15 protein-coding genes and 1 riboswitch are annotated in these 17,460 nt (G+C 63.3%); of the genes, 4 read left to right on the plus strand and 11 right to left on the minus strand.

The window, feature by feature from the left end; all coding sequences use genetic code 11:
• Window positions 1-31: 31 nt before the first annotated feature.
• The 3 genes from G9U53_RS24380 to G9U53_RS24390 all read left to right on the plus strand — a co-directional run bounded on the left by G9U53_RS24380 (window position 32) and on the right by G9U53_RS24390 (window position 5,217).
• Window positions 32-2,215: a malate synthase G gene (locus G9U53_RS24380; RefSeq protein WP_064074336.1), complete on the plus strand. Its 2,184-nt coding sequence runs from the start codon at window positions 32-34 to the stop codon at window positions 2,213-2,215.
• Window positions 2,216-2,374: 159 nt separating this feature from the next.
• Window positions 2,375-4,069, plus strand: a complete 1,695-nt coding sequence (locus G9U53_RS34235) for a VWA domain-containing protein (protein WP_165639289.1) — start codon at window positions 2,375-2,377, stop codon at window positions 4,067-4,069.
• Window positions 4,069-5,217, plus strand: coding sequence for a metallophosphoesterase (locus tag G9U53_RS24390; protein WP_165639290.1), 1,149 nt, complete (start codon window positions 4,069-4,071; stop codon window positions 5,215-5,217). Before G9U53_RS34235 ends, G9U53_RS24390 begins: the two co-directional genes overlap by 1 nt.
• A gap of 22 nt (window positions 5,218-5,239) precedes the next feature.
• Here G9U53_RS24390 and gcvP read toward each other — a convergent pair whose 3' ends face one another.
• From gcvP to G9U53_RS24445, 11 genes are all read right to left on the minus strand, one after another.
• The gene (gcvP, locus tag G9U53_RS24395; protein WP_058038820.1) at window positions 5,240-8,098 is read right to left on the minus strand and encodes an aminomethyl-transferring glycine dehydrogenase; all 2,859 of its coding nucleotides are present in this window, start codon (window positions 8,096-8,098) and stop codon (window positions 5,240-5,242) included.
• Window positions 8,099-8,151: 53 nt separating this feature from the next.
• A riboswitch (glycine riboswitch) is annotated at window positions 8,152-8,280 on the minus strand.
• Between the two features lie 220 nt (window positions 8,281-8,500).
• The gene (locus G9U53_RS24400; RefSeq protein ID WP_207624564.1) at window positions 8,501-9,055 is read right to left on the minus strand and encodes a MerR family transcriptional regulator; all 555 of its coding nucleotides are present in this window, start codon (window positions 9,053-9,055) and stop codon (window positions 8,501-8,503) included.
• A gap of 332 nt (window positions 9,056-9,387) precedes the next feature.
• Window positions 9,388-9,861 carry a bifunctional nuclease family protein gene (locus tag G9U53_RS24405; RefSeq protein ID WP_003946194.1) on the minus strand — a complete coding sequence of 158 codons (474 nt, stop codon included), beginning with the start codon at window positions 9,859-9,861 and terminating at the stop codon, window positions 9,388-9,390.
• 93 nt (window positions 9,862-9,954) lie between these two features.
• On the minus strand, window positions 9,955-10,692 hold the full coding sequence (locus tag G9U53_RS24410; protein ID WP_003946161.1) for a MerR family transcriptional regulator: 738 nt from the start codon (window positions 10,690-10,692) through the stop codon (window positions 9,955-9,957).
• Window positions 10,692-11,186, minus strand: coding sequence for a glycogen accumulation regulator GarA (gene garA / locus G9U53_RS24415; protein ID WP_003946166.1), 495 nt, complete (start codon window positions 11,184-11,186; stop codon window positions 10,692-10,694). The genes G9U53_RS24410 and garA overlap by 1 nt, the downstream gene beginning before the upstream one ends.
• A 211-nt stretch (window positions 11,187-11,397) precedes the next feature.
• Window positions 11,398-11,802 carry a glycine cleavage system protein GcvH gene (gene gcvH, locus G9U53_RS24420; protein ID WP_003946160.1) on the minus strand — a complete coding sequence of 135 codons (405 nt, stop codon included), beginning with the start codon at window positions 11,800-11,802 and terminating at the stop codon, window positions 11,398-11,400.
• A gap of 45 nt (window positions 11,803-11,847) precedes the next feature.
• Window positions 11,848-12,630 carry a DUF881 domain-containing protein gene (locus G9U53_RS24425; RefSeq protein WP_165639292.1) on the minus strand — a complete coding sequence of 261 codons (783 nt, stop codon included), beginning with the start codon at window positions 12,628-12,630 and terminating at the stop codon, window positions 11,848-11,850.
• Between the two features lie 3 nt (window positions 12,631-12,633).
• A complete protein-coding gene (locus G9U53_RS24430; protein WP_003946178.1) occupies window positions 12,634-12,984 on the minus strand; it encodes a DUF1290 domain-containing protein in 351 nt (116 codons plus the stop codon).
• 13 nt (window positions 12,985-12,997) lie between these two features.
• Window positions 12,998-13,864, minus strand: coding sequence for a DUF881 domain-containing protein (locus tag G9U53_RS24435; RefSeq protein WP_003946177.1), 867 nt, complete (start codon window positions 13,862-13,864; stop codon window positions 12,998-13,000).
• Window positions 13,861-14,460 (minus strand): CDP-alcohol phosphatidyltransferase family protein, encoded by a 600-nt coding sequence (locus G9U53_RS24440; protein ID WP_030537518.1) that lies wholly within the window; start codon window positions 14,458-14,460, stop codon window positions 13,861-13,863. Before G9U53_RS24440 ends, G9U53_RS24435 begins: the two co-directional genes overlap by 4 nt.
• Before the next feature lie 109 nt (window positions 14,461-14,569).
• Complete coding sequence (locus G9U53_RS24445) at window positions 14,570-15,184, minus strand: CoA pyrophosphatase (protein WP_070161064.1); 615 nt, start codon at window positions 15,182-15,184, stop codon at window positions 14,570-14,572.
• Between the two features lie 139 nt (window positions 15,185-15,323).
• Between G9U53_RS24445 and G9U53_RS24450 the strand changes: the two genes are divergently transcribed.
• A complete protein-coding gene (locus G9U53_RS24450) occupies window positions 15,324-17,459 on the plus strand; it encodes a DUF2156 domain-containing protein (RefSeq protein ID WP_165639293.1) in 2,136 nt (711 codons plus the stop codon).
• Window position 17,460: the final 1 nt, after the last annotated feature.

Consider the following 17,460-nt stretch of genomic DNA (forward strand, 5'->3'; position numbering starts at 1 on the left):
ATGCTCCGCTTTCGGAAAAGTGAGGCTATTCATGACTGAGCGCGTTCAGGTCGGCAGTCTTCAGGTTGCCAAGGTTCTCTACGACTTCGTGGTCGAGGAGGCTCTTCCCGGCACCGGTGTAGACGCCGAAACGTTCTGGGCCGGCGCCGACAAGGTCATCACCGAGCTCGCACCGAAGAACCGCGACTTGCTTGCCAAGCGTGACGATCTGCAGGCTCAGATCGATCAGTGGCATCGCGATCACGCCGGCGCTCCCATCGACGCCGCCGCGTACAAGGCGTTCCTGCAGGAAATCGGCTACCTCCTGCCGACGCCTGCCGAGTTCTCGGTCACCACCGCGAACGTCGACACCGAGATCACCTCGACGGCCGGCCCGCAGTTGGTCGTGCCGATCCTCAACGCGCGCTTCGCTCTCAACGCGTCCAACGCCCGCTGGGGTTCGTTGTACGACGCGCTGTACGGCACCAACGCCATCTCCGAGGAGAACGGCGCCGAGAAGGGTTCCGGCTACAACAAGGTCCGCGGCGACAAGGTCATCGCCTGGGCGCGTGAATTCCTCGATGCGGCAGCACCTCTCGCGTCGGGATCGCATGCAGATTCAACCAAGTACGTTGTCGACGGCAGTGAACTGAAGATCACGTTGGCAGACGGTACTGTCACCACGCTCGCCCAGCCGGAGAAGTTCGTCGGCTACCTCGGCGAGAAGGACGCACCGACGAGCATCCTGCTGCTCAACAACGGATTGCACGCCGAGATCCAGATCGACGCCTCGTCCCCGATCGGCAGCACCGACGCCGCCGGCGTCAAGGACGTCGTTCTCGAATCCGCCGTCACCACGATCATGGACTTCGAGGACTCTGTCGCCGCTGTCGACGCCGACGACAAGGTTGTCGGCTACCGAAACTGGTTGGGTCTCAACCGTGGTGACCTGTCCGAGGAGATCAAGAAGGGCGCCAAGTCCTTCACCCGCACGCTCAACGGCGACCGTAAGTACACCGCAGTCGACGGCAGCGAACTCAGCCTGCACGGTCGTTCGCTCCTGTTCGTCCGCAACGTCGGTCACCTCATGACCAACCCCGCGATCCTCGACGCCGACGGCAACGAGGTCCCCGAGGGCATCCTCGACGCCTTGATCACCAGTGCCTGTGCAGTGCACGGCCTCTCGATCAGTGACGCCAACGGACCGCTCGACAACAGCCGCACCGGCTCGATCTACATCGTCAAGCCCAAGCAGCACGGTCCCGAGGAAGTTGCCTTCACCACCGAACTGTTCGGCCGTGTCGAGCAGGTCCTCGGGCTTCCGGAGAACACGCTCAAGGTCGGCATCATGGACGAGGAGCGTCGTACGACGGTCAACCTCGCCGCCTGCATCAAGGAAGCCGTCGACCGCGTCGTGTTCATCAACACCGGCTTCCTCGACCGCACCGGCGACGAGATCCACACCTCCATGGAAGCCGGCGCGATGGTGCGCAAGGCCGAGATGAAGAAGCAGAAGTGGATCGGTGCGTACGAGGACTGGAACGTCGACACCGGACTGGCCTGCGGCCTGCAGGGCAAGGCGCAGATCGGCAAGGGCATGTGGGCCATGACCGAGCTGATGGCAGACATGCTCGAGCAGAAGATCGGTCACCCCAAGGCCGGCGCCAACACCGCATGGGTACCTTCGCCGACCGGCGCAACGCTGCACGCGACGCACTACCACCGCGTCGACGTATTCGCAGTTCAGGACAGCCTGAAGGGCAAGCCTCGCGCGAGCGTCGACGACATCCTGACCATCCCGCTCGCTCCCAGCACCGACTGGACGGACGCGGAGAAGAAGGAAGAGCTCGACAACAACTGCCAGTCCATCCTCGGCTACGTGGTCCGTTGGATCGACGCGGGCGTCGGCTGCTCCAAGGTTCCCGACATCCACGATGTCGCGCTCATGGAGGATCGCGCCACGCTGCGCATCTCGAGCCAGCTGCTCGCCAACTGGCTGCGTCACGGCATCGTCAGCGAGAGCGACGTTGTCAGTGCACTCGAGCGCATGGCCCCGGTTGTCGACCGTCAGAACGAGGGCGACGCCGAGTACCGCAACATGGCACCTGATTTCGATTCCAACATCGCGTTCCAGGCTGCCAAGGAACTCATCCTCGAAGGCGCGAAGCAGCCCAGCGGATACACGGAGCCGATCCTGCATCGCCGCCGCCGCGAGTACAAGGCCGCCAACGCCTGATTTCACCTTCTTCGAACTCGAAGCTGAACCCGAACAGCCTCGGCACCGCTCCCGGTGTCGAGGCTGTTCGCGTAGGCCCCGAAGTTTCGTCACTAGACTGGCCGAGGACAAAGTCCGTTCAACAGACATTCTTCGAGTGACCAAGGTAGGGCAAGGTACGTGGGCGAACATCGCGGCGGGTCAGGCGCCAGAGGTATCAGTAAGGGGCCGATTCTCGTCGTCGTGCTGATCGTCTTGATCGTGGCAGGCTTCTTCGGATGGAAGGCCCTCAGCAACCGGATCGACCATCAGGGACAGCAGGCAGCCGGTACGTGCGTCGAGGGCAACAAGACACTCGACGTCACCGCGGATCCGTCCATAGCCCCACAGGTCGAGGAACTGGCGAAGCGGTACACCCAGACCTCGCCGGTGGTGCGTGATCACTGCATCGCCGTCGTGGTGCACGGTGCGCCGTCCGCGTCGGTCTCGACGGCACTCGAAGCCGGTCCGGCGGCCCCCTGGGACGACGCAGCATTGGGACCGCGTCCCTCCCTGTGGATCCCGACGAGTTCGTTCGAACTCGCGCCACTGTCGGGCAAGGCCGTGATCAACGGTGATCCTCGCTCGCTCGCGAGTTCCCCGATCGTTCTGGCAGCCGGTCCCGAGACCGCGGCAGCATTGGCCGGCGCAGCATCGAGTTGGAAGTCTTTGCCTTCCGATCTGACGGTCGCCCTGCCGATCGGAAGTACTGAAACCTCGATGGCTGCACAGGCGATCGCTGCCGACGTCGCCGATGCGGGTGCCGGTCCGGTCACGACGGATCAGGCGAAGTCCGCTCAGGTCAACGCTGCGCTCAGTGCACGGGCGTTGCAGTTCCAATCCTTGCCGACTCCCCCCTCGTCCACCGCCGAAGCCCTCGGAGCACTGAGCGCCGGAACACCGGATTCGGTGAAAGCCGTTCCGGCCACGGAACAGTCGATAGCGCAGAGCGCGAACGCGGCGATGACGACGTACTCCCCCGCCGGCGCAACGCCAGTCGCGGACTATCCGGCGGTCATCGTCTCGGGCAGCGGGATCGACGAAACCGCGTCGCGCGCAGCGGCACAGTTTGCCGATTTCATGCGTGAGCCGAATCAGTCACAGTTGTTCGTCGGCGCCGGTTTCCGGGTCGAGGGCCAAGACCTTCCCGATCTCGGGGCGGTGTCCCCGGCCAAGATCTCGTCCACGTTGAAACCGGCTTCGGCGGAGACCGCAGCGGCGCTCGGTGACATAGTCGCCAACCCGGTCTCGCCGCGTAGTGCCACCATCCTGATGGACACGTCGGCGTCGATGGGTACCGACGACGGTGGCACTACCCGCTTGGCGAACGTTGCCTCGGCGGTGAACACCCAATTGGGTCGCAGCCCTGACGCTTCGGACATCGGCCTTCGCGAGTTCAGCACGGGCACCGACGGAAAACCGTCCGAGCGCATCCTGGTTCCGGGCGGTTCACTGTCCGAGCCGAATCGGCGTGCCACGATCACCGATTTCCTCAACGGGCTTCGGGCCGGCGGAAAGACCTCCAAATACCCGGCGCTTGCCAGCTCCTACAAAGCCGCCGTGGACGGTTTCGACGCGGGGCGAGTCAACTCGGTGCTGCTGATCACCTCGAGTACGCCTGACGAATCCACCACGACGCGAGCCGAACTGCTCAGCGCGATCGCCGCTGCGGGCAATCCGTCGCGTCCGGTACAGGTCGACGTGATCGTCGTCGGTGCGGGCGACGACGTCTCCACACTCCAAGACGTCTCGGATCGGACGGGCGGCACATTGGTTCGGGTCGATTCGACGTCCGACCCCGCTCTCGCGGCCGCAGTGACCAAGATGCTGTCCTGATGGGGCGCGTCGCGGTTTTTGCAGTCCTTCTCGCCCTTCTGACCTGGTTCCTGCATCGCCGACTCGTTCGCGCCACCGGCATCCCGAGGCGATGGGCTCGTCTCGCCGACACTGCGCTTGTCGTCTTGGCGGTCTCGACGCTCATAGGGGTCGGCAGCGGCGAAGTCTTTCCGACATCGTGGGCGCGACCGATCGGATTTGTCGGATGGGTCTGGCTGGCTTCGTGGCTGTATCTGATTCCCGGACTGCTCGTGATCGGCCTGTTCGCCGGGATCGGTCGACTACGTGCACGCCACACGGATACCACGACCGAAGTCGACCCAGCCAAGCGTCGTACGTTGCAGTTGGCTACAGCAGCAGTCACTCTCGCGGCGATCAGCACCGCCGGCTACGGCGTCTACGAGGCGTCGGGCCCCAAGATTTCCCGCGTCCGCGTGCCGCTCGCTCGTCTACCTGAGGGCTTCAACGGATACCGGATCGCCTTGATCACCGACCTGCACGTGGGACCGGCCCGCGGGGTCGACTTCACCCGCAAGGTGGTCGATATCGTGAACTCGCAGAATGTCGATCTGATCGCGATCGGCGGCGACCTCGTAGACGGAACCGTCGCGAAAGTTGCTCCCGATCTTGCTCCGCTCGCCGATCTTCGGGCGCCCGACGGAATCTTCGGAGTCAGCGGAAACCACGAGTTCTACACCGACGACGGCGGCAAATGGCTCGACGTGTGGGAGACATTGGGGATCACCACACTTCGCAACAGCCGCACCTCGATCCAGCATGGCGGCGATACCATCGACATCGTGGGCATCCACGACTACACGTCGCCGGCCCCGTACGAGCCGAACCTGACTGCCGCGCTCGCAGGTCGCGATCCGAATACTTTCGCCTTGCTTCTCGCGCACGAACCGCGTCAAGCGATCGAGGCATCCGAGATGGGTATCGATCTGCAACTGTCCGGGCACACTCACGGCGGTCAGATGTGGCCGCTGCGGTATCTCGTTCCGCTGCAGCAGCCTTCGGTGCAAGGCTTGGACAGGGTCGGAAACACAGTGCTGTACACGACGCGTGGCGCCGGGGCTTGGGGTCCGCCGGTACGCGTCGGCGCCCCGCCGGAGATCACTGTTCTCGAACTCGTACACGAGAGGTGATGATCTCCGGCGGGCACACGCCTTAGTTGCCTGCGAACGCTTCGATCGGCGGGCAGGAGCAGACCAGGTTGCGGTCGCCATGTGCACCGTCGATACGACGCACGGACGGCCACACCTTCGGGCGAGCCTTGCCACGCGGGAAGACGGCGATCTCACGCGAGTACGGGTGATCCCACTGCGCTGCAATGCTTCCCGCAGTGTGGGGAGCACCGCGTAGCGGGTTGTCCTCCACCGTCCACTCGCCCGCTCCGACGCGATCGATTTCGCCGCGAATGGCGATCATCGCCTCGCAGAACTCGTCGATCTCTTCGAGGTTCTCGCTCTCGGTGGGCTCGACCATCAGTGTGCCGACCACGGGGAAGCTCATGGTCGGAGCATGGAAACCGTAGTCGGCCAGACGCTTTGCGACGTCGTCGACGGTGACGCCGGTGTCCTTGGTCAACCCCCGGAGGTCGAGGATGCACTCGTGCGCGACCATGCCGTTCTCGCCGGTGTAGAGAACCGGGAAGTACTCGTCGAGTCGACGCGCGATGTAGTTGGCCGACGCGATGGCGGTCAGGCTGGCGCGGCGCAGGCCCGCAGCTCCCATCATCCGGATGTAGGTCCAGGTGATGGGCAGAATGGACGCACTGCCGTAGGGCGCTGCCGAGATCGTTCCTCTACCACCGAGTTCGGGCGCCATCGGGTGTCCGGGCAAAAACGGCGTCAAGTGTGAGCGCACACCGATCGGGCCGACGCCGGGTCCGCCGCCGCCGTGCGGGATGCAGAAGGTCTTGTGCAGATTCAGGTGGCTGACGTCGCCGCCGAATCGGCCCGGACGGGCAAGGCCGACAAGCGCATTGAGGTTGGCGCCGTCGACGTACACCTGGCCACCGGCGTCGTGTACCGCTGCGCAGATGTCGGCGATCTCGTGCTCGTAGACACCGTGCGTTGAAGGGTAGGTGATCATGATCGCGGCGAGACGCTCGGCGTGATCGGCGATCTTCGCGCGCAGATCGTCGACGTCGACGTCACCGTTGGGACGGCAGGCGACAACCTCGACGCGCATCCCGGCCATGACGGCAGAAGCCGCATTGGTGCCGTGAGCACTCGACGGAATGAGGCAGGTGTCGCGGTGGTCGTCGCCCCGGCTGAGGTGGTAGTTGCGGATCGCGAGCAGGCCCGCGTATTCCCCCTGGCTGCCGGCGTTGGGTTGCAGGCTGACGTTGTCGTAGCCGGTGACCGCGACCAGCCAGTCTTCGAGATCCTTGATGATCTTCAGCAGACCGGGCGCATCCGATGTCGGCGCGAACGGATGGATCGCGTTGAACGCGGGCCAGGTGATGGATTCCATCTCGGCGGTCGCATTGAGCTTCATGGTGCACGAACCCAGCGGGATCATGCTGCGATCGAGCGCGATGTCCTTGTCGGACAGCGCGCGCAGGTAGCGAAGCATTGCCGTTTCCGTACGGTAACGGGTGAAGGCTTCGTGCTGCAGGTAGTCGGAGGTGCGCTCCTGAGCAACCGGAACCGAATTGCCCTCGGCTTCGATGGCGACAACAGCATCCTCGATCCCGAACGCGTCGAGCACGGCAAGGACGTGGTCGGCGGTCGTGGCCTCGTCGCAGGAGATACCGACATGATCGGCGTCGACCAGACGCAGGTTGATCCCGGATTCCTTGGCCGCAGCGACGACGTCGGCCGCCTTGCCCGGAACCTGAGCGAGCACGGTGTCGAAGAACGAATCGTGGACAACGGTCACGCCGCCTTCGCGCAGGCCGTTTGCCAACGCGTGTGCGCGGGCAGCGACGCGCAACGCAATCGCCTTGAGTCCCTCGGCGCCGTGGTAGCTCGCGTACATCGCAGCGAGGATGGCGAGGAGCACCTGAGCGGTACAGATGTTGGACGTCGCCTTCTCGCGGCGAATGTGCTGCTCACGTGTCTGCAGCGCCAGGCGGTATGCCTTGTCTCCGTCGGCGTCGATGGAGACGCCGACCAAGCGGCCGGGCAGCTGACGCGCATGCTTGGAGTGCACGGCCAGGTAACCGGCGTGCGGTCCGCCGTATCCCATGGGAACACCGAAACGCTGGGTGGTTCCGAAGCACGCATCCGCGCCGAGCTCACCGGGTGAGGTGATGAGCGTCATCGCGAGGAGGTCTGCGCCGACGGCAACCAGTGCGCCGCGCTCGTGAGCTTCCGCGATGATCGAGGTGTAATCGACGACTCGTCCCGAGGCACCTGGGATCTGGGCGATGACGCCGAAGAAGTCACCTTCCGGAAGACCAGCGGTGAGGTCCGCAGAGACGATCTCGATTCCGAGCGGCTCGGCGCGAGTCTCGATGACGGCGAGGGTCTGCGGGTAGAGATCGGCGTCGACGACAAATCGTGGGGACTTGCTGCGGTTCGCGCGGCGCAGGAGCGTCATGGCTTCGGCAGCGGCGGTGGCCTCGTCGAGCATCGACGAGTTTGCCAGTTCCATGCCGGAGAGATCGGCGACCATGGTCTGGAAGTTGAGGAGGGCTTCGAGACGGCCCTGGCTGATCTCCGGCTGATACGGGGTGTACGCGGTGTACCAGGCCGGGTTCTCGATGATGTTGCGCAACAACACCGGCGGCGTCAACGTGTCGAAGTAGCCGAGGCCGATCATCGACGTCGCGACGGTGTTCTGGGCTGCGAGTGCAGTCAGTTCGGCAAGTGCCTCGTGCTCTCCGACCGGAAGCGGCAGAGCGTCGAGTCCGGCAGCGATGCCGTTCGGGGCAGCGTCGAGGATGACGGAGGGAACGGCCTTGGTTGCCAGTTCGTCGAGTGAATCGACCCCGACGAGTTCGAGGATGCGCGCGAGTTCCGCGGCGTTCGGACCGACATGGCGGTCGGCAAATATACGGCTTGCAGCGTCGATCACGACTACTCCCAGACAGATCGGAGGATCAGGACACACACCGAACTGCGGTGTGTTCCTCCCCCTCTGTCGCATGCTCGATTCCCGAGCGCCTGAGAGATTCGGTAGTGATCCGCCGAAGGCGGAAGCCACAGCCTTTCCCCGTCGGCGGGTGGGTTGTCCCACCGCTTTCCAGAGGCGTCGGAGCCCGTACGGTCCTTGGTGCCTGAGAGATTGACGGGGAGGTATTGCTCCTTCGGCGCCCTGATCCCGCTCACGACTGACCTTTGAGACAAAGACTGAATCAAAGACAAGTTCGGTGAATCGGTATCCGAGGCTCTCCCGTACGCCGGCGACGCAGGCCCAGTCTAGTTGACCGAAACGCCTACCTGCACCGTGGCATCCTCCAAAGAGATGTGACGTACGTTATCCGGTTTTGCGGCTGGCGCGATTCTTGCGTCGCGAAGCCAACTCGTCTTCCGGGTTGGGATCATTTTCGCCGCCGTCGGCCCGCTCGGCGGGGAAGTCGGCGATCGTTCCGGTGAGTTCACGCATCGCGCCACTGACTGCGATGCCGAATACGCCCTGCCCACCCTGGAGGAGGTCGACGACCTCTTCGGGGGACGTGCATTCGTACACGGTGGTGCCGTCGGAGAACAGAGTGATGTTGGCAAGATCGCGGACGCCACGCTTACGGAGGTGATCGACGGCAACGCGGATGTTCTGCAGTGAGATGCCGGTATCGAGCAGACGCTTCACGATCTTCAGAACGAGAATGTCCTTGAAGGAGTACAGACGTTGGCTTCCGGATCCGGCAGCGCCACGGATCGACGGAACAACCAACGACGTCCGTGCCCAGTAGTCGAGTTGGCGGTACGTGATCCCGGCGATCTGGCAGGCACTGGGTACTCGATATCCGACGAGGTCGTCGGGGATGGAATCGTCCGGGAACAGGCCCGGCTGCAGCTCTTCGGAAGACATTTCTGCAGTCGCGGCACTACCGGCTATGCCCGTCCCGCGCTCATTCGACTGTTCTTCCACTGCCGTCTCCCTCTCGCTTCGCCATCATGTAACCAACCTGTGCTATCAGCAGTCACGAGAATCCCGTGCCGACCGAACTTTCAGATGTGAATCCAAGGCAGGTAATTCCATGAGTGGACTTACCCAGAGTACGCCTCGATCGACAAGGCGAGAAGATCTCCACCGCACGCAACGGTAAGTCCAGGAGGGTGCATGGTCAACGCAACACGCCGACCGAGACTCAACCTCTACTTGAGAGTTGAAGACTAAAGTCCGCAACCAGTCAATTCAGGCTAACCATCAGTGGCTTTGAAATCGTCCGGCGAGATGGTGTCGAGGAATTCCTTGAACTTCTCGACCTCGTCTTCGCGCTCGTCGGGAATGACCAGACCGGCCTCGGCGAGAACAGCCTCCGACGCGAAGATCGGAACGCCGATGCGCAGGGCCAATGCAATCGAGTCCGACGGACGTGCCGAGACAGTGGTCTGCTCGTCGAAGACGAGATCCGCGTAGAAAGTGCCCTCTTGCAGGTCCACGATCCGAACTTCCTTGAGGCTCCGACCGAAAGATTCGATCAAGATCTTGATCAGGTCGTGAGTCAGCGGCCGCGCCGGCTCGACTCCCTGTTGTTCGAGAACAATCGCGGTAGCTTCGGTTTGCCCGATCCAGATCGGCAGGTACCGATCGCCGTCGGACTCTCGCAGCAACAGGACCGGCTGATTCTGAGGCTGCTCGACACGAACTCCGATCACACGCATTTCGCCCATCGAGCTTGCCTCCAACCTGACGTGATCCAGCCGACCGACTCCGATGCGGTCGTACTGAAATTCTATTCGAGTGTGCCCCGCTGATCGAGGAACTCAGCGATCGAGACTTCCCCGAACTGCCGATTTGACCAGACACGTGTGCAAAGTCAGTGACAGAGCTGCCAGCTCCCGCACCATTTCCTCGGCACGATCACGTGCTCCGGCGTCACGACCCTTGGCAACCGGTCCGGCGATCTGAGTCACCAGTCCCGCTTCGCGATCAGCAGCCAACTTGAACGCGCGCAGATGGCGAACCTCCAAGCCGTACTCGGACATCGCCTTAGCGGTGCGCGCCAACGTCACGGCATCCTCGTCGAAGAAGCCCGCCGCGCCGGGAACGACCAAACCGGTGCGGATCAGATCGGTCAGAAACCGATCGTCGATGTCAGCGCGCGCGAGAAGATCCTGACGACCGACTCGAACTTCGCGATCGACCCGGAACGCCTCGGGTGAGACATCGCCCGTAGCGATCGACAGGACGCGAGCACGACGAGGCGCAGGAACTTCTGCACTCACCGTCGCTGCGCCACTGTCGATCGCTTCGAGTTGTTCTTTGATCACTTTGAGCGGCAGGTACTGATCGCGTTGAGCGGTCAGCACGAAGCGAAGACGCTCGCAGTCCTCGACAGAGAATCTGCGGTATCCCGACGGTGTCCGTTGCGGGCTGATCAAGCCCTCGGACTCGAGGAAACGGATCTTCGAAATCGTCACGTCGGGAAAATCTGGACGCAACCGATCCAGCACGGAACCAATCGACATTCCGGGCTGGCTCTGCTGCCGCACTGCCGTCATTAGCTACCCGCACCTGCTGACGACTCGCCGACCTGCGAACCGCCGGCACGAGGGCCGGTGAGGAACACCAGACGGAACTTGCCGATCTGAACCTCGTCACCATTCGCGAGAACTGCCGAATCGACAGGCTCACGGTTGACGTAGGTGCCGTTGAGGCTTCCGACGTCGACGACGTGGAAATCTGCATCTTCCTGACGGAACTCGGCGTGACGACGGCTGACGGTCACGTCGTCCAGGAAGATGTCGCTGTCCGGGTGCCGACCTGCCGACGTCGTCGGCTGATCGAGCAAGAAGCGGGATCCTGCATTCGGTCCCCGCTTGACCACCAGAAGTGCGGCTCCGGCGGGAAGGCCTTCCACACCCGAAACCGGCTGCTCGGCGGCCGGTGCTGCAGAGGAGGTGTTGTCGAGCTCATTGAGGAAGTCCGCGCGGAAAACCGAAGTGGTCTCCGCCGGCGACTCCCCATAGCCCGCGTCGTTACCGTTCTCGCTCACTGTTTCTCCTCCTGGGTCAATCATCCAGATCATGAATCACTGGACTACGCAGTGCACTTTCTTCACGAGCATCTTTCACAGTCACGTTCGATACGGCCCTGCGCCCCGACTCGGCACATGCGTACCTAACGACCGTACCCTGCGCAGACCGCCGTGTGCAGCGAGACAGGCCGCGACACAACACGAGTTGGCCGGTCCACGCGCAGGTTTTCTACTCGGACGTGAGTCCCTTGTATGCCTCCGCGTCCAGAGTTGCCGCGAGTGCGGCGTCGAGTGTGGCCTCGTCGGCAACCTCGAGTTCGACCAACCAACCCGTGTCGTACGGGTCGGTGTTGACGAGGTCGGGCTGTCCGTCCAATTCACCGTTCGCTGCAAGAACTTTCGCAGTGAACGGAGCAAAGATGTCGGAGACGCTCTTGGTCGACTCGACCTCACCGAGCGATTCACCGGCGGTCACGTCTTCGTCGACAGCGGGAAGCTGGACGAACACGACGTCACCGAGCTGCGACTGAGCAAAGTCGGTGATACCGACTCGAACTGAGGTCGGGCCGGTTCGCTTCACCCACTCGTGCTCCGCGGTGTAGCGCAGATCGGTAGGTGTATCGAGCTCACTCACAGTGGCTTCCTTTCACAGGCCGTCCGAAAGTCGGACGCAAAAAGATCAATTTCCGGGTTGAGCGTATTGGCGCGGATTCAATTGTCGCAAGACGGAGATCGTGACCTGCTGCGATTGCTCGACGGACGACGTTCCGCCATTGCGTGCGACATTGTCGAAGACGCCTCCGGGAATGTTCAACGCTGCCGCCAATGTCGGCGGATCTCCGATCGCGGTCACAGTGTACGGCTGCTCGATCCGGGTTCCGTCCAATTCGATCTCGCCGCCGCGCCCACTCACCCACGAGTTCACGCCGATACGAATGGGTTCGCCGTTCGCACCTGCGATCGAGACGGCTTCGGCACCGGCAGCACGCAGTTCCTGGATGAGATCGAGAATCACTTCCGATCCGACGCCGCCCGCCGGATCTGTCAGGGTCATCGTCACACCCGGTCCAGTGGCCGGAGCGGTCCCCACTTGAATGGAGAGTGAGGTCAGCCGCGCCCGCGCCTCGTCCAGCGCTGCTCCCGTGTTGCCACCGGCTTCCAAAGTGGCAAGCGATTCCTGAAGATTCGCGACTTCCTGCCTCAGCGCGGCTTCGCGTCGATTCAAATTGTCGAGAACCACCAGGAGGTCGGCAGGGCGCGCGGCGTCGAGTGAATCTCCGGCCACTGTGCTGCGTACCTGTGTGGCAATCGCAACGCCGAGCACGCCCAACAGCACAGCAGCGAGGATTGCGAAGACGACGTTGGTGCGGTGTTTGGACGGTGAACGCAACTCGTGACGACCTTCACCCGCAGTGGTGACGGGAGGTTCTTCTTCCGGTTCGGTCGTGGAATGTTCCGCCATGACTCACGCTCCGAACAGTCGGCGTCGCAATGCCGCTGCGTTGCCGAAGATCCGGATACCCAACACGACGACGATCGCCGTCGAGAGTTGAGTACCGACACCCAACTGATCACCGAGCCAGACGATCAACGACGCGACGAGCACGTTGAAGACGAAGGAAACCACGAACACCTTCGCGTCGAAGATTTCGTCCAGATACGCGCGTAGTCCACCGAAGACGGCGTCGAGCGCCGCAACGACAGCGATCGGAAGATAGGGCTGGATCACGTCGGGCACCTGCGGGCTGAAAACTACGCCCAGGACGATGCCGACGACCAGTGCTGCGAGTCCGTACAGGGCGGAACCGGCCTTCATCGAACTCCTTCTGTCACTTGGGTTCTGTTGGTTCTGTTGCCACTCGGACGGCGCGAGGCGCCGCAGGCGGCAGAGTCAACGAATCGTCTTCGGCCACCGCGAAACCGACTCCGTACAGTTGCGAGACGCTAGACATTCTCACGTAGGCGTCGCTGACGACGAATTTCCGCTGCAGTGCTCGCGTGTCTCCGATCGCCTCGACGAGGTACGGGGAGAAAACAGGTTGGTTGTCGACGAGCATCGCGCCGCCCGCCTGACGAATGGTCACCGTCGGCCCGATTCGCACGCCGCCGACGGCGATCGCCTCCGCTCCCCCAGCCCACAGGGCGTTTACGACGGTCTGCAGATCGCGATCGAGGACAACTGTCTTACCGCCGACACTCCGTTGCGACGCATCCGAGAGGTTCGGGCGTCCGGCCGGGTCGGTCAACGTCACCACCAGTCCCTCCCCGTGAACAGCTTCGGCTCCTGCGCCGGATTCGACCGCTCGCAGTTGGTCGAGGACGGCGCTGCCGCGTGCATCGCCTTCGAGCGCCACGCCGCGCGCGGCGTCGACGGCGCCGCCGAGTGAATCGCGGGACGCGGCCAGTGAATCGATTCGATCCTCCGCATCACGGACCTTCGCCACCAACTCGCTTCGAACCTCTTCGGTGCCGGTCACCTGCTTCGTCGCCTGAACAGCCGAGACCGTGACGATGAACCCGATCAACAGTGCGCCGAGGGCCAGCCACGGCCCCGTCTTCGAGGATCTGTTCTTGGTGTGCTCGTGCTGGCGTTCGAATGCAGTTGCCTCGTAGCCCGGGTCGAGATGTTCGGTCATGAGTGACCGAAGCAGCGACGGTACCGGGTTACGACGGACGTCCTCCCCGGTCGACTTCATCGGGGCACGACCTCGTGGGTTCGCGCAACGTCAACGGCCTTGAGCACGTAGATCGCGGCAGTCCACACGTACAGGACGGTTCCCCAGATCAGGAAAGCGAAACCGAAGGCATGGGTGAACGGTCCGATGGCCCAGTCTCCGTGCCCGGCAAGAATCAACGGCAGCGCGAACATCAGTAGGAAGGTCGCAGCCTTGCCGAGATAAACCACCTCGGGCGGTGGCAGGCCACGCCTGCGGTAGATCGGCAGCGTCAACGCAAGCAGAAGATCACGGCCGATGAGTATCGCTGCGACCCACCAGGGAATGAAATCGCGGGCAACGAAGGTGACCAGTGTCGTCACGACGTACAGACGATCGACCAGCGGGTCGAGAAGCGCTCCCAGACGCGAGGTCTGTCCGAGCACTCTGGCCAGCTTGCCGTCGAGCCAGTCGGTGAACCCGCTGAGCATCAGCAGCGCCAATGCCCAGCCGTCCGAGTGCGTGACGAGCAGCAGGTAGGCGAACAGTGGCAGAGCGAGTAGACGCACGATACTGAGCACGTTGGGAACAGTGAGAATCCGATCCGTGGGGATCGGTTCTTGTTCGCCAGAGTTCACTGCACACACCTCGCGTCGTTCGATTGCCGTGCGGCCAGCTTTCCACAGCACGACGGACTATTCGCCGAGGCGCCGTAGCCTGAACTGTCCCGAGCGTGTCGAGCTGCCCTTATCTCCAGGCGAACACCGGCTGCTCGAGCTTGTCGATGCGCGTGTGCCGTCCGTTCAGCACTTCGCGGAACTGATAGATGACGGCTCCGGTCGGCGCATGGATCAAGCTCGTTCGGAACGGCCATTGGATCACCGGGTTCGGTGACTCCTCGATGGTGACGAAGCGCGAGTCCACGTCGAGCTCCTCCGACGTGACGGCATACACCTGGGCCACCTCGTCGGGATTGGGTACCAGTCCCCCGATGTCGTCGCCCGACCACATGACGAACGGCCGGATCACGAATCCCGAACGAGTGACGTAGTCGTCGAGCCGGCCGATGATCTTCGACTCGGGAACGTCGACACCCAGCTCCTCGGAAAGTTCCCGAACCGCTGCCTGTTCGGACGACTCGCCCGGGTCGACGCTTCCGCCCGGCAACGCGAATTGACCGGGGTGGGCGCGCATCTTGCTCGGCCGCTTCGTCACCGGGAACACTGGTGTTCCGTCCGCAGTCCGCATGACGACGATGACCACCGACGCCGAGCGCCTTCCGTCCAATTCGACCGACCGAGGTTCGAAAGCGGCAAGTGAGGCGACCACGTGGTCCCGATTCAGTAAATCTCCGTTCACCATGGCTCGACAGTAGCGCCACGAGACTGAGACCCTCAGCCAGTCTGGTCCATTTTGGCCGCTTCGCCTGATTATCGGTCTGTATTCCTGTCATGCTGAACAGGCAGAATCCACCGTGCGGCATGGCGAGAAGAGAACCTCGATGGCTGAGCAGTCCCAGACCCCCACCCCGCAGACCGACCAGAGCGCGCCGGGCGCGTCGAATCGGGCCTCTCGCTTTGCCTCCGACACGCTGAGCGTCCTGCGGCGTGTGCCGTTCACCGCGAGCGTCGTGCTCACCATCACCGTCGTCGGGATCGCGACCGGCGCCCTGTGGAATCACGTCCGTACCTACTCGTGGTTCAACGACATCGCCTACGGAGTTCCTGCCTTGCAGGAAGGCAAGTGGTGGACTCTCGTCACGGGGTGGTTCTTCGGATTGACGCCGGGTCAGTATGTTTCGATCATCGTCGTTTTTGCCTTCGCGGTCGGCTGGTGCGAATGGCGCCTGGGAACCAAGAACGCGGCCATCGTCACGATCAGCGGTCAGTTGGCGGGCGAACTCGGTGCATCGCTCCTCCTCTGGGCGGGCAGCCACACCGACTGGGATTGGGCTCGCAACCTCGCCACCCACCGCGACGTCGGCGTGACCACCGCAATCATCGCCGCACTCGCCGCGACCACAGCAACACTCCGCTCGCCCTGGCGAATGCGAGTCCGCGCCATTCTGTGTGCGTACATTGCGATCGCGTTCCTCTTCGAAGGCCGCCTCGCCGACGTGCAGCACCTCATCGCGGTCGCGATATTCCTGCCGGTGGGCGAGAAGTTCTTCGGCGACGGAGCGCGCGGGTTCATCCCCCGAACGCGACGCGAGATCCGCCTGCTCGGATTCATCGGCCTGCTCCTGATCGGCGTGGTCGAGATCGCCGTCTGGCTGTTCCCCGGAAGCGGACCGTTCGGGCCGACGGAAGCCGAAACCGGTTCGGGCTGGACGGCATTGATCGACGTGGTCATCGTTGCCCTGATCGCGGACCAGTTGCGACGAGGTCGCCGCTGGGCCTGGTGGGTTGCCGTGGTGTTCGGTTCACTGACGGTCTTGGCCACCGCCCTCGTCCTCGTCTCGGTCATCTTCTTCGACTACGAGAGCGCCGGCGCCGTCACGGTCGGTACCGCGCTGCTCTGGCTTCTCGAACTCATCTTGTTGATCAAGGGCCGCCACGCTTTTCACGTACCGATGCGGCGCAAGATTCGAGGCGGGCCGTTGTCCGGGAACGATCCGCGCGCCGCCGCTCGGGAACTGCTCAAACGACACGGCGGCGGAACCATGTCGTGGATGACGACGTGGGACGGCAACAGTTACTACTTCGGCGAGTCGGGTGAGAGCGTCGTTGCATTCCAACGGCATGTCGGTGTCGTCGTGGTCCTGGCCGATCCGATAGCGAGCCCCGACCGACTTGCCGCAGCGGTCGACGAATTCACGACGATGTCCGAAGCCAACGGCCTCACTCCCTGCTTGTTCTCCGTGGGGAAGGAGACAGCCGACGCCGCCACCCGGCGTGGCTGGCGCACCGTTCAGGTCGCCGAAGACACGATCGTCGACCTACCAGAACTGCAGTTCACCGGTAAATCCTGGCAGGACATCCGCTCGGCGCTCAACAAGGCCAAGAAGGACGACATCACCTTCCGGATGACAACATTGGCCGACGAGCCGTTCTCCGTATTGGCTCAGGTGCGCGCCATCTCCGAGGAATGGGTGGGCGACAAGGGGCTACCCGAGATGGGGTTCACCCTCGGAAGCGTCGAGGAGGCGCTCGACCGCGACGTCCGGGTCGGCTTGGCCGTCGACCCGACCGGAAGCATTCACGGCGTCACCTCGTGGTTGCCGGTGTACGGCGAAGGCGGCGTGGTTCAGGGTTGGACACTCGACGTCATGCGTCGACGTCCCGACGGGTTCCGTCCGGTGGTCGAGTTCCTCATCGCATCGTCGGCCCTCGAGTTCAAAGAACAAGGTGCCCAATTCGTCTCACTGTCCGGAGCACCGCTCGCCCGCAGCGACGACGGCGCCGACGCCGCATCGATGGACCGCCTGCTGGACATGCTCGGAGCCGCGATGGAACCGCTCTACGGCTTCCGGTCTCTTCACGCGTTCAAGAAGAAGTTCAAGCCGAGGTACGAACCCGTTTTCCTGTGTTTCCGCGACGAGGCCGACCTGCCTCGGATCGGAATCGCACTGACGCGTGCCTACCTGCCCGACGCAACGGCTCCTCAGCTGATCAAGCTCGCCACCAGCAAGAGTTGAC

Source organism: Rhodococcus sp. D-46, from assembly GCF_011290655.1.
In the GTDB taxonomy this organism is placed as follows: domain Bacteria; phylum Actinomycetota; class Actinomycetes; order Mycobacteriales; family Mycobacteriaceae; genus Rhodococcus_F; species Rhodococcus_F qingshengii.